The organism is Bacillus sp. LBA3-1-1.1, assembly GCF_040676495.1.
GTDB classification, from domain to species: domain Bacteria; phylum Bacillota; class Bacilli; order Bacillales; family Bacillaceae_G; genus Bacillus_A; species Bacillus_A nitratireducens.
Map to the genome: position 1 here is coordinate 1 of NZ_JBEGIB010000014.1, position 12,836 is coordinate 12,836.

Here is a 12,836-nt window from a genome sequence, read left to right on the forward strand (position 1 = left end):
AAATAAAAATTGACGTTCACGTTGTTTGTTTCGTTCAGTTTTCAAAGAACTACTTCGTCGCCCAGAAGCGACTTTATTAATATAACATTTCGTTATATTTTCGTCAACAACTTTTTTCAATAAGTTGTTTTTCGTTTGTTTCTCTTGTTACCTTTCGTGGCAACGAATATAAATATACCAGTTTGATTATTAAAATGCAATAGTTTTTCTAATAAAATTTTCAACCTAGTAAAAAAGTATAAAAATAGCATGTTTCTTCTATATAAATATAATTTCTAAACGCATTGTCTACCCTATCAAGATCCACTCCCTTCATGTCACTCATAGTAAAATAAAAAAAGCTTTGGAGAAATCTCCAAAGCTTAGTCTTGTTTATGACGCATAGCAGGGAATAATAGTACATCGCGAATAGATGGTGCATTTGTTAATAACATAACTAAACGATCAATACCGATTCCTAATCCGCCTGTAGGAGGCATGCCGTACTCAAGAGCTTCGATATAATCATCATCCATCATGTGAGCTTCGTCATTACCTTGCTCGCGCTCTTTTAATTGCGCTTCAAAACGTTCTTTTTGATCGATTGGATCATTTAACTCAGTGAATGCATTTGCATGTTCACGTGCAACGATAAATAACTCGAAACGATCTGTGAATCTTGGATCTTGGTCATTCTTTTTCGCAAGTGGCGAAATTTCTACCGGATGACCGTAAATAAATGTTGGTTGGATTAATTTATCTTCTACTTTTTGTTCGAAGAACTCATTAATAATATGACCAACTTCCATTGTATCTTTAATTTCTACATTATGTTCTTTTGCAAGTTCACGCGCTTCTTCTACACTCATTGGATTCCAGAAATCTGCTCCAGAGTGTTGCTTAATTGCATCTACCATATGAAGACGTGTCCATTCTGGCTCTAGATTAATTTCATAATCACCATATTGGATTGTTGTTGTACCCAATACTTTTTTCGCGATATGAGCAACCATATTTTCTGTTAGTTTCATAATATCATTATAATCAGCGTACGCTTCATATAATTCAATCATCGTAAACTCAGGGTTGTGACGAGTTGATACACCCTCATTACGGAATACACGGCCGATCTCATAAACCTTTTCTAATCCGCCCACAATAAGACGTTTTAAATGAAGTTCAATTGCGATACGCATATATAATTCCATATCTAACGCATTATGGTGTGTAGTGAAAGGACGAGCAGACGCTCCACCTGCAATCGCGTGCATCATAGGCGTTTCTACTTCAAGATAACCGTTGTCATCTAAATATCTTCTCATTTCACGAATGATTTTACTACGGGTAACGAACGTTTCACGGCTTTCCATACTTGTAATTAAGTCCAAGTAACGTTGACGATAGCGTTGTTCAACATCTTTTAATCCATGATATTTATCCGGTAATGGACGAAGAGATTTCGTTAAAAGTGTAAATCCTGTTGCTTTTACTGAAAGTTCTCCAACGTTTGTTTTGAACACTTTACCTTCAATACCTACTAAGTCACCTAAATCTGCTGTCGTGAATAACTCGTACTCTTCATCTCCAACAGTATCTTTACGAACATAAATTTGAACTTGCCCCTGTAAATCTTGAATGTGCGCAAATCCCGCTTTTCCTTTACCGCGTTTTGTCATAATACGACCAGCGATAGAAACAGTGATTTCTTTCTCTTCTAATTCTTCTTTAGAGAATTCTCCATATAGACTTACTAAGTCAGTTGTTGAATTTGTGCGTTCAAATCGTTTACCGAACGGATCGATTCCTTGCTCACGTAAATTATGTAGCTTTTCACGACGAACAAGCAATTGGTCGTTTAATTCTTCGTGGTTCATGTTATCCATGATATTAATATCACTCCAGCTCTATTAATTTTTATAATATATACAGTATAGCATTTTCTACTCAACTAGAAAAACTGCCAGCAACTAACTGGCAGTTCTTCTTTCTTTCACGTAATTATAGGAAGTGTATAGAAGAATGTCAATCTTCTACATCCTCTTATTAACCAACGTAAATTGTTTGTTGTTTCGCTTCTACTTCTTCTACAAATGCACCTAATACATTCGCAAGGTCTTCACGTGTGTTGCAAGTATTGATACCATTACGTACACTCGCATTACCACGAACACCTTTTAAATACCAAGCTGCATGCTTTCTCATCTCTCTTACGGCAACATTTTCATTCTTTAAATCGATAAGACGATCTAGATGCAACATGCATACATCAATTTTCTCACGCACTGTCGGTTCCGGCATTAACTCACCTGTCTCTAAATACTTTACCGTACGATAAATCATCCACGGATCTCCAAGAGCAGCGCGACCAATCATAACACCATCTACACCAATTTCATCAAGCATACGCTTTGCATCTTGTGGTGTTTCGACATCACCATTTCCGATAACCGGAATATTTACAGCCTGCTTTACTTGTTTAATAATATTCCAATCCGCTTTACCTTCATACATTTGCACTCGTGTACGCCCATGAACCGCTACCGCTTGTCCACCAGCACGCTCAACAGCTCTAGCATTTTCTATTGCGAAAATATGATCTTCATCCCAACCAATACGCATTTTAACCGTAACTGGCTTTTCAACAGCGTCTACAACTGCCGCTACCATCTCATATATTTTATTTGGGTCTAAAAGCCACTTTGCTCCTGCATCACACTTAGTGATTTTCGGTACTGGGCACCCCATATTAATATCAATAATGTCTGCTGTCGTATATTTATCCACGTATTTCGCAGCATCCACAAGAGTCTCTTTCTCTCCACCAAAAATTTGTAAACTTAATGGCTTTTCTCTTTCATCGATATATAGCATATCTAATGTTCTTTTGTTATTAAGTAATATTGCCTTATCACTTACCATTTCGGCACAAACTAAACCTGCACCAAATTCTTTTACTGTCAAACGGAATGCAGAGTTACACACTCCCGCCATCGGTGCTAATACAACCGGATTTTTCATCTCAATATTTGCAATCTTTAACACTCGATTTACTCCTTCCTTCATAGTCACTTCGGCATTAGTTCATCTATCGAGACCTTTAATGCTTTAGCAACTTCTACTACAAAATCTTGGGAAGGCGATCGATTCCCTCTCTCAACTTCACCTAAAACAGATACAGATACTCCTAATTCTTTAGCAAAACCTTCTTGTGTATAGCCTTTTAGCTTTCGAAAAGCACGAATGCGTCTTCCCCATTTTTCTGCTTCCATACCGTTACTCCCTCTCGCCTTTTCATTTCTTCTACTTGTGAACGTGAAATGTCTTGTTTTATATCTTGATTGATTTCTAACAACGGAACGATAACAAAAGCTCTTTCGAACATCCGCGGATGCGGAACAATAAGATTCTCTGCTTCAATATTTTCTTGATTATATAGTAAAATGTCAAGGTCGATGGTCCTCGGACCCCATCTGATTTCCCTTTTTCTTCCTAAACCATTCTCTACCTTTTGCGTTACTTTCAATAATTCTTGCGGTGATAAATTGGTAGAAATTTTTATAACTAAATTTAAAAAGCAACTTTGGTCAGTATAGCCAACTGGTTCCGTTTCATATACAGACGAAACATCATCAACATGGATATAAGGGTTTTTATTTAAAAACTTAATCGCTTCAGTTAAATACGTATAACGCTCTCCAATATTTGAACCTAATGCAATGTACGCTATATTATTCATGGACGCTCTCTCGTAATTTCCACAGCTACAGCACGATAATGTCCTGGTATCGGCGGATCCGGTTTAATTACCTTAATTGTACACCGTGAAATACTCTCATATTGTTTCAATATATCTGTAGCGATATTTTCAGCGATACTCTCTACAAGCTTATACGTTCTATCTTCAACAACTTTTCTACATAGCTCAAAAAGTTCCCCGTAATTGACAGAATGCTCTAAGTCGTCACTTTCTCCTGCGCGTTTTAAATCCAACTCCACCGTTAAATCTACTTTAAATCTCTGACCTAATTTATTCTCTTCTGGGAATACACCATGATAACCGTAAAACTCCATATCATGGATATAAATTTTATCCAATTATTTCGCCCCCTTACCAATCATCGCATCCATCATCTTAGCCATGCGCGCCATTTCTTTCACATCATGAACACGGATAAACTCACAGCCCTTTTCAATACCAAGACAAACAGTAGCGCCCGTCCCTTCAAGACGTTCCTCCACTGGTAAATCTAATACATGGCCAATAAAGGACTTTCTTGAAGTACCTAATAGGACTGGATAACCCAGTACATTTAACTGTTCTAATTTACGCATCGCTTCTAAATTTTGTTCAGGCGTTTTCGCAAAACCGATACCTGGGTCTAAAATAATATTCTCATCTCGCACACCAGCATCTTTAGCAATTTTAATACTTTCATACAAATCAGCAATCATATCAGCCATTAAGTTGCGATAGTTCATATTATCTCGGTTATGCATTAAGATAATGGGTACATCATAATAGGCTGCAACTTCAGCAATCTTCGGTTCCGCCTTCGCTCCCCAAATATCATTAATAATATGAGCACCAGCTTCAATCGCTTGTTTTGCAACTTCAGCTTTATACGTATCAATAGAAATAGGTAATTTCACTTCTTTCGAAACCGCCTGAATCATCGGAACGACTCGCTTTATTTCTTCTTCTACCGAAACTTTAGCAAAACCCGGGCGGGTAGATTCACCACCGATATCAATAATATGAGCACCTTCATTTTTCATTTCTTTCGCGTGACGCACTGCAGCATCTACCTCGTTGTAACTCCCACCATCAGAAAACGAATCTGGTGTTACATTTAAAATCCCCATAATTAATGTCTTTTCATTTAAGTTCAATGTATATTCGCCGCAGCGTAAATCATAATCCCACTTCAAATTACACATCTCCTCTTCGCAATTCATTTCTGCTCCACAATTTCTCTCTCTGCACTTCATAAAGATCCATAAATCTTTTTGTAACTATTCCCACTTTGCCCGGGAAATCTTCCCCCTCTATACGATAAAGAGGAACAATTTCTTGAATAGAGTTCGTTACGAACACTTCATCCGCTGAAAGCAATTCATCTTTTGTAAAGAAACCTTCCTTTACTTCTATACCCAGCTCTTCAGCAACCTTTATAATAAATGCACGAGTGATACCGTTTAAAATCCCTGTTTCTAATGAAGGAGTATACAAATTACCTCCTTTAACAAAAAAGAGATTCGAAACAATCCCCTCTGCAACATAACCTGTTTCAGTAAGGAAAATCCCTTCCTTATTCACACCATTTCCAATTTCGCGTTTCCCTAAAATATTATTTAAATAATGATGGGACTTCAAGCGAAACGCACCCTCTGGTGTGTTTCGTACTTGTTTTAAAATAACCCCTTCTTTCTCCACTACATCTCCTGGAATTGCCAAAGGTTTTATAAAAACAATAACGGATGGTTCTTCATACACATTCGTTTGCAATCCTATTTCATCTATACCCGCCGATACATTAAAGCGTATATACGCATGCTTCAATCCATTCTTAACGAGTAAATTCTCCAAAATAAGTATTACGTCGTCTTTCTTCATTGTCCATTTGATTTGCAATGTATCCAGCGCATCCATTAAACGTTCATAATGATCATCCAACAAGAAAGGATGACCATTATAAATACGAAACGTCTCAAAAACTCCAAGCCCATATAAATAACCATGATCATAAGGAGAAATTTTCGCTTCACTCGCTTCTACATACGCGCCATTTACGTAAATTAACATAACGTCACACTTGGACTATATTTACGAATAAAATTATGCAACAACTCTTTCCCATGAGAAGTCATAATAGATTCTGGATGGAACTGTACACCTTCAATCGGCAACGTTTTATGACGAAGCGCCATAATCTCTCCCTCTTCCGTCCAAGATGTGATCTCTAAACATTCTGGTAACGTCTCTTTCTTTACAATCAGTGAATGATAACGCGTTGCAGTAAACGGATTAGGAATATCCGAGAAAATCGTCTTTCCGTCATGATGCATAGGCGACGTTTTCCCATGCATTAATCGTTCTGCACGAACAACCTCTCCACCAAACACTTGCGCAATTGATTGATGCCCAAGACAAACTCCAAAAATCGGAATCTTTCCAGCGAAGTATTGAATAACCTCCATACTAATACCCGCTTCATTAGGACTACATGGACCTGGCGAAATCATTAAAAAGTCTGGCTTCATATTCTCAATATCCGAAATAGTCACCTCATCATTACGCTTAACAACAAGCTCTTGTCCAAGTTCTCCAAGAAACTGCACTAAATTAAATGTAAAAGAATCATAATTATCAATCATCAATATCATTTCTCTCACCTAACCGTTTCTTCGCTACTTTCTTTCGCACGCCATAAAGCGATTGCCTTTTTTAACGACTCTTTATATTCATTTTTTGGATTCGAATCAATTACAATTCCAGCTCCAGCTTGTACATGTGCTTGCCCATCTTTAGCAAGCAGCGTTCTAATTACAATATTCAATTCCGTATCTCCGGAATAACCAATCCAACCAATTGAACCTGTATAAATTCCTCGGCGAACAGGCTCTAATTCTTCAATAATCTCCATCGTACGTATTTTCGGGGCACCAGTAATTGTCCCGCCAGGAAATACGGCCTTTACTAAATCGAACGCATCCTTATCTTCTTCCACTTCACCGCGCACATTAGAAACAATATGCATAACGTGCGAGTACTTTTCAATTACCATAAATTCATCTACTTCAACCGTTCCATATTTACAAATCCGGCCTAAATCGTTTCGTTCTAAATCCACAAGCATTACGTGCTCTGCTCTTTCCTTTTCGTTCTCAATTAATTCCCTTGCTAATTCTTCATCCTCTTGTTCATTCGCACCACGGGATCTTGTACCAGCAATTGGTCTTGTACTTACTTCTGGCCCTTGTTTTTTAATTAGCAATTCAGGCGAAGCACTAACAATTTGAAAATCCCCAAGCTCCAAGTAACCCATATATGGAGATGGATTAATTTCACGAAGACTTGTATAAATTTCTAGCGGATGTGTTTGTAAAGTTCTTTCTTGCCTTGTCGACAAGTTTACTTGAAACACATCACCCGCTCCAATATATTCTTGAATACGTTCAACGGCCTTTATAAAGCCCTCTTCCGTAAAAGCAACTGTTTCATTTTTCTTTTCAGGACATTCAAACGGCATAGTCAATTTAGGCGCTTCTTTCACCCAAAGATCCTTCCATGCATTTAATCGTTCTCCTGCCTTTTCATGTTCATCTACATAATGCGTAATAATCCATAATACTTGTTCTTTTTGATCGTATACAAACACGTCATCAAATAATAAAAAGAATATATCAGGTATATTCAGATCATCCTCTGCAAGAGAAGGAAGTTTTTCGATATAACGGATACAATCATAACTAAAGTAACCAATTGCACCACCTTGAAAAGGCGGGTACTCCGGATTATAGTCCGTTTTCCATTTCTCCATATATTCTTGCATTAAATCTAATGGATTCCCTCGCTTTATTGTTTCCTTACCACTTTCCCTTATATGTAACGTCTCATTCTTCCCTTGAATTACCGCTACTGGATCCAGTCCCACAATGTTATAACGACCACCACGTCCACTTTCTAACAAAATATGTTGTGGCTTATTTTTGGAAAGAAATTTATATTGCTTAAAGAAATCTAACTGATATGGAATAGAAAGCGCTAAAGATTTTCTTCGTTGCATATCAACACCCCGTCTTCTTTTATCCCACCCTCTAAGACTAACCAGCTCCAACTACATAAGTTATGTATACAGAGAATGATTATACTCAAGGGCTAGTGAAAATAAATTAATTATACTACCTCTTATTTTACATGAAGTTTTCTAGTCATTCACTCTTTTCCTTTTTCCAATCCAAAAAGAAAAAGCATCCTCTTTCAAGGATGCTTTTTCAATTGCATTCAATTATGATTCAAATTGATAAAGTGGTGTACTTAAATAACGTTCACCGTTACTCGGAATAATAACAAGTACCTTTTTCCCTTTACCTAATTTCTTCGCAACTTCTTTCGCTGCATAGATGACCGCTCCTGAAGAGATACCTACTAAAATACCTTCTTCTCGAGCAACTCTTCTTGCATATTCGAATGCTTGCTCTGTTTTCACTTGGATAATTTCATCATATACCGCTACATCCAATGTCTCTGGAACAAATCCCGCTCCAATTCCTTGGATTTTATGCGGTCCTGGTTTCCCACCAGATAATACTGGCGAATCCGCAGGTTCTACCGCATAAATTTTAATATCTTTATACGCTTCCTTCAGCACTTCACCAGCACCTGTAATTGTTCCACCTGTACCAATACCCGCGATAAACGCATCTAATTGATCACCCATCTGTTCAACAATTTCTGGACCTGTTGTTAAACGGTGGATTTCTGGATTCGCTTGATTTTGGAACTGTTGTGGTATAAAGTATCCATGTTCTTTTGCTAATTCAGTTGCCTTACGAATTGCTCCACCCATTCCTTCAGGTCCTGGAGTCAATACTAATTCGGCACCGTAAGCGCGTAATAAATTACGACGCTCAATACTCATTGTTTCTGGCATTACTAAAATTGCCTTATATCCTTTAGCAGCCGCTACCATCGCTAAGCCAATACCTGTGTTACCACTTGTCGGCTCAATGATTGTATCGCCCTCTTTTAATAATCCTTTATTTTCAGCATCTTCAATCATAGCTAACGCGATACGATCTTTAACACTGCTCCCCGGATTCATAAATTCTAATTTTAAGTATACATCTGCGCTGTCTGATTCTACGATGCGGTTCAACTTAACGATCGGCGTTTTCCCGATTAATTCTGAAACTGATTGTGCCACTCGCATTCCTGTCACTCCTAACACCGAGTATTTTTATTGGTTTTATCTATATTTAGATTTTGTCAGAAAATTCCCTGTTTGTCAATCTATTTGGGCAGCTGCTTCTCCGCCTAAACTTCTTTATTACAGACTCTCAATCAGGCTTGTAATATCTTCTTTAGCGAATTTATATCGTTCATTACAGAAGTGACAGTGAACTTCCGTCTCTTCTTCTTCTTCACGAATTTGCTCTAACTCTGTTTTACCTAAACTAATTAACACACTCTCAATACGTTCGCGTGAGCACGTGCAATTAAATTGAACATCCATAGTTTCTAATACTTTTACTTTATCTTCTCCAAGGACTGCATATAGTAGCTCTTCTGGAGAAAGACCTTGTTCGATCAATGTTGATACAGGAGGGATTTTTTGTAAACGATCTTCAATGAATGAAATTGTTTCTTCCTGTGCGCCCGGCATAATTTGAAGGATAAATCCACCCGCCGCCAATACGCTGTCATCTCCATTTACAAGAACACCGACACCCACAGAAGAAGGCGTCTGCTCAGAAACTGCGAAATAATATGTGAAGTCTTCCCCTAGTTCTCCTGAAACGATAGGAGATTGACCGATAAACGGCTCACGCATACCGATATCTTTAATTACCGTTACAAATCCTTCTGTACCTACCGCTTGATATACACGTAATTTCCCTTGTTCTGTCCCTTCAAAATCAACATGTGGATTCGTTACATAACCACGTACATCTCCATTTGCATGGGCATCTACTAAGATAGGACCAATCGGACCGTTACCCTCTACTTTAATCGTTAGCTTCTGCTCGCCTTTTAGCATAGCACCCATCATTGTACCCGCAGTTAAAGAACGACCAAGTGCCGCTGAAGCTGTTCTCCATGTATCGTGACGTTTTTGCGCCTCACTTACTGTGTTTGTCGTACGTACACCATACGCACGCACTTCTCCATCAAACGCTAACGCTTTTACTAAATAATCTTTCATACTTATTTATTCACCTTTCTCATATTGTAAATTTGCATTACGTTCATATAACATATACAAACCTTTTAACGTTAAAAATGGATCTACAATATCAATTACATTTGATTCCTCTGAAATTAATTTTGCTAATCCACCCGTTGCAATAACTTTCGGTTCTTGTTTAGCTTCTTCTTTCATACGCTTAACAATACCTTCCACTTGTCCAACGTACCCATAAAGAATACCTGATTGCATCGCACTTACTGTATTCTTCCCGATAACACTACTCGGTTTTGTAATTTCAATACGAGGAAGCTTTGCTGCTCTACTATATAACGCCTCTGCCGAAATCATAATTCCCGGCGTAATAACGCCACCCATATAATGCTTCTCTTCGTTAATATAACAATATGTAGTAGCCGTACCAAAATCAACAATAATAAGTGGACTTCCATATAAGTGGATTCCTGCTACTGCATTTACAATTCGGTCCGCGCCTACTTCACGTGGATTTTCATATTTAATATTCAAGCCAGTTTTTATCCCAGGCCCTACTACAAGCGGTTTAATTTTAAAATACTTTTCACACATACGCTCTAAAGCGAACATAATTGGCGGTACGACTGAAGACACAATAATACCTTTCACATCTTCAAAAGAAAGACCCTCATGCTCAAGTAACTGCTTTACAAGCATCCCATACTCATCTTCTGTTTTATGACGATCTGTTTCCATGCGCCAATGCTGACGAAGTTTCCCCTCTTCAAACACACCTAGTACCGCATTTGTGTTCCCTACATCCAATACAAAAATCATATTCTCACCACTTATCTTATTTAATCTATATTTGTGCAGTATGTATAAAACTTATAAAAACATCATATCACACATACTTATATAATCAGTTTTTCTATACTCATCATTGTACAAAAAGATTACTCTCTATTTCAATTTTTAATAATAGTTTTATTTAAATTCTTTTGCCACTTACATTCATTCCACAAATAAAAAAGGAGTGACTATTGTCACTCCTTTATCTCTTACTTATCTTCTACGTCTGCGTCTTCATCATCTTTCTTCATGTTGATGTTTACTTTCACATCATCTGAAGATGTTGGACGCTCTGGTAATCTGCCATAATCATATAAATGATTAATTTGCTCTGCATCTAACGTTTCTACTTCAAGTAACGTTTTCGCAATAATATCTAGCTTATCACGTTTTTCAGTAAGAATTTGTTTCGCACGAGCGTAACAGTCTTTCATAATAGTTTGCATTTCCACATCGATTTCATGTGCAATTGCATCACTGTAGTTTTGCTCTGAGTGGAAGTCTCTTCCTAAGAATACCTGACCACCTTGTGAGCTACCGAATTGCATAGGTCCAAGCTTATCACTCATACCGAATTCCGTAACCATACGTCTTGCAATCCCAGTCGCACGTTGGAAGTCGTTGTGAGCACCTGTACTTACTTCACCAAATACAATCTCCTCAGCTACTCGACCACCAAGTAAACCAGTGATTTTATCAAGTAACTCTGGTTTTGTCATGAAGTAACGATCTTCTTTCGGAAGCATTACTGCATATCCACCAGCTTGACCACGAGGGACAATTGTTACTTTATGAACGATATCGGCTTCATCAAGGACAACACCAATTACAGTATGGCCAGCTTCATGGAATGCAACGATATTACGTTCTTTTTCAGAGATAACACGACTTTTCTTAGCAGGACCTGCAATAACACGATCCGTCGCTTCATCGATGTCGCTCATATCAATTTTCTTCTTATCTTGACGTGCAGCTACTAGAGCAGCTTCATTTAATAAGTTTTCAAGATCGGCACCAGAGAATCCTGGTGTACGAGTTGCAATTGCTCTTAAGTTGACATTCTCATCAAGCGGTTTATTACGAGCGTGTACTTTAAGTACAGCTTCACGACCATTTACATCTGGACGATCTACTGTAATTTGACGGTCAAAACGACCTGGACGTAATAATGCTGGATCAAGAATATCAGGACGGTTTGTCGCAGCGATGATAATAATACCTTCGTTTGCACCGAATCCATCCATTTCAACAAGCAATTGGTTCAACGTTTGTTCACGCTCATCATGACCACCGCCAAGACCTGCGCCACGTTGACGTCCTACTGCATCAATTTCATCAATGAAAATGATACAAGGAGCATTTTTCTTTGCATTTTCAAATAGATCACGTACACGGGATGCACCGACACCGACGAACATCTCTACGAAGTCAGAACCACTAATAGAGAAGAACGGAACGCCTGCTTCACCTGCAACAGCACGTGCTAGTAAAGTTTTACCTGTACCTGGAGGTCCCACTAATAGAACACCCTTCGGAATACGGGCACCAACTTCAGCGAACTTACGAGGGTCTTTCAAGAATTCAACTACCTCAACAAGTTCTTGTTTCTCTTCATCCGCTCCAGCAACATCTCTGAAACGAATTTTTTTCTTTTCATCATTGTATAGCTTCGCCTTACTTTTCCCGAAGTTCATAACACGGCTACCGCCGCCCTGAGCTTGATTTAATAAGAAGAAGAATAAAATGAAGATAATGACAAACGGAATGATAGAAGTAAAGAATGTTACCCAAGCACTTGTTTCTTCTGCTGGTTGATACTTAACCTCGGCCCCTTGCGCTTTATCATTAATTTTCTTTTGTAATTCCTCAGTATTTGGTGCATAAGTAACAAATTGTTCTCCTTGGTTAGAAGTATTGAATTGTCCTTTTACTTCAAATACACCATTTTTTGGTTGAAGTTGCACATTGCGCACTTCACCTTTTTCAAGTTTAGTAATGAATTTATCGTAGCTAACTGATGTCGTTTTTTGCGTCGAACCATTAAAATAGCTTACGATCCCAATTACTACTAAGAATATCAGTAAATAAAAGATGGTATTACGGAAGATACGATTCATTCCT

General features: G+C 38.0%; 13 protein-coding genes. All 13 read right to left on the reverse strand.

Annotated elements, in window-relative coordinates; all coding sequences use genetic code 11:
• Window positions 1–362: 362 nt before the first annotated feature.
• Window positions 363–1,862, reverse strand: coding sequence for a lysine--tRNA ligase (lysS, locus tag MRBLBA3_RS13880; RefSeq protein ID WP_000369687.1), 1,500 nt, complete (start codon window positions 1,860–1,862; stop codon window positions 363–365).
• Window positions 1,863–2,022: 160 nt separating this feature from the next.
• Window positions 2,023–3,021 carry a tRNA dihydrouridine synthase DusB gene (gene dusB / locus MRBLBA3_RS13885; RefSeq protein WP_000912239.1) on the reverse strand — a complete coding sequence of 333 codons (999 nt, stop codon included), beginning with the start codon at window positions 3,019–3,021 and terminating at the stop codon, window positions 2,023–2,025.
• A 23-nt stretch (window positions 3,022–3,044) separates the two neighbouring features.
• A complete protein-coding gene (locus MRBLBA3_RS13890) occupies window positions 3,045–3,248 on the reverse strand; it encodes a helix-turn-helix domain-containing protein (protein ID WP_000387027.1) in 204 nt (67 codons plus the stop codon).
• A complete protein-coding gene (folK, locus tag MRBLBA3_RS13895; RefSeq protein ID WP_001059442.1) occupies window positions 3,200–3,715 on the reverse strand; it encodes a 2-amino-4-hydroxy-6-hydroxymethyldihydropteridine diphosphokinase in 516 nt (171 codons plus the stop codon). The genes MRBLBA3_RS13890 and folK overlap by 49 nt, the downstream gene beginning before the upstream one ends.
• The gene (gene folB / locus MRBLBA3_RS13900; protein ID WP_000358063.1) at window positions 3,712–4,074 is read right to left on the reverse strand and encodes a dihydroneopterin aldolase; all 363 of its coding nucleotides are present in this window, start codon (window positions 4,072–4,074) and stop codon (window positions 3,712–3,714) included. Before folB ends, folK begins: the two co-directional genes overlap by 4 nt.
• Entirely contained in the window at window positions 4,075–4,935 is an 861-nt protein-coding gene (folP, locus tag MRBLBA3_RS13905) for a dihydropteroate synthase (RefSeq protein ID WP_363381748.1), read from the reverse strand. It lies immediately after the preceding gene.
• Window positions 4,910–5,782: an aminodeoxychorismate lyase gene (gene pabC / locus MRBLBA3_RS13910; protein WP_242399560.1), complete on the reverse strand. Its 873-nt coding sequence runs from the start codon at window positions 5,780–5,782 to the stop codon at window positions 4,910–4,912. The genes folP and pabC overlap by 26 nt, the downstream gene beginning before the upstream one ends.
• Window positions 5,776–6,363: an aminodeoxychorismate/anthranilate synthase component II gene (pabA, locus tag MRBLBA3_RS13915; protein WP_000602299.1), complete on the reverse strand. Its 588-nt coding sequence runs from the start codon at window positions 6,361–6,363 to the stop codon at window positions 5,776–5,778. Before pabA ends, pabC begins: the two co-directional genes overlap by 7 nt.
• A 5-nt stretch (window positions 6,364–6,368) precedes the next feature.
• Entirely contained in the window at window positions 6,369–7,766 is a 1,398-nt protein-coding gene (pabB, locus tag MRBLBA3_RS13920; protein WP_363381749.1) for an aminodeoxychorismate synthase, component I, read from the reverse strand.
• A 222-nt stretch (window positions 7,767–7,988) separates the two neighbouring features.
• Window positions 7,989–8,912: a cysteine synthase A gene (gene cysK / locus MRBLBA3_RS13925; protein WP_001261724.1), complete on the reverse strand. Its 924-nt coding sequence runs from the start codon at window positions 8,910–8,912 to the stop codon at window positions 7,989–7,991.
• A gap of 117 nt (window positions 8,913–9,029) precedes the next feature.
• Window positions 9,030–9,905 carry a redox-regulated molecular chaperone HslO gene (hslO, locus tag MRBLBA3_RS13930; RefSeq protein WP_000656359.1) on the reverse strand — a complete coding sequence of 292 codons (876 nt, stop codon included), beginning with the start codon at window positions 9,903–9,905 and terminating at the stop codon, window positions 9,030–9,032.
• Between the two features lie 6 nt (window positions 9,906–9,911).
• Complete coding sequence (locus tag MRBLBA3_RS13935; protein ID WP_000578370.1) at window positions 9,912–10,700, reverse strand: type III pantothenate kinase; 789 nt, start codon at window positions 10,698–10,700, stop codon at window positions 9,912–9,914.
• Window positions 10,701–10,924: 224 nt separating this feature from the next.
• The gene (gene ftsH / locus MRBLBA3_RS13940; protein WP_001079664.1) at window positions 10,925–12,832 is read right to left on the reverse strand and encodes an ATP-dependent zinc metalloprotease FtsH; all 1,908 of its coding nucleotides are present in this window, start codon (window positions 12,830–12,832) and stop codon (window positions 10,925–10,927) included.
• Window positions 12,833–12,836: the final 4 nt, after the last annotated feature.

Bases quoted from the DNA above. Each gene is read 5' to 3' on its own strand.
- lysS (WP_000369687.1), bottom strand. From the start codon at position 1,862: ATGGATAACATGAACCACGAAGAATTAAACGACCAATTGCTTGTTCGT.
- MRBLBA3_RS13890 (WP_000387027.1), bottom strand. From the start codon at position 3,248: ATGGAAGCAGAAAAATGGGGAAGACGCATTCGTGCTTTTCGAAAGCTA.
- folK (WP_001059442.1), bottom strand. From the start codon at position 3,715: ATGAATAATATAGCGTACATTGCATTAGGTTCAAATATTGGAGAGCGT.
- folP (WP_363381748.1), bottom strand. From the start codon at position 4,935: ATGAATTGCGAAGAGGAGATGTGTAATTTGAAGTGGGATTATGATTTA.
- pabC (WP_242399560.1), bottom strand. From the start codon at position 5,782: ATGTTAATTTACGTAAATGGCGCGTATGTAGAAGCGAGTGAAGCGAAA.
- pabA (WP_000602299.1), bottom strand. From the start codon at position 6,363: ATGATATTGATGATTGATAATTATGATTCTTTTACATTTAATTTAGTG.
- pabB (WP_363381749.1), bottom strand. From the start codon at position 7,766: ATGCAACGAAGAAAATCTTTAGCGCTTTCTATTCCATATCAGTTAGAT.
- cysK (WP_001261724.1), bottom strand. From the start codon at position 8,912: ATGCGAGTGGCACAATCAGTTTCAGAATTAATCGGGAAAACGCCGATC.
- hslO (WP_000656359.1), bottom strand. From the start codon at position 9,905: ATGAAAGATTATTTAGTAAAAGCGTTAGCGTTTGATGGAGAAGTGCGT.
- MRBLBA3_RS13935 (WP_000578370.1), bottom strand. From the start codon at position 10,700: ATGATTTTTGTATTGGATGTAGGGAACACAAATGCGGTACTAGGTGTG.
- ftsH (WP_001079664.1), bottom strand. From the start codon at position 12,832: ATGAATCGTATCTTCCGTAATACCATCTTTTATTTACTGATATTCTTA.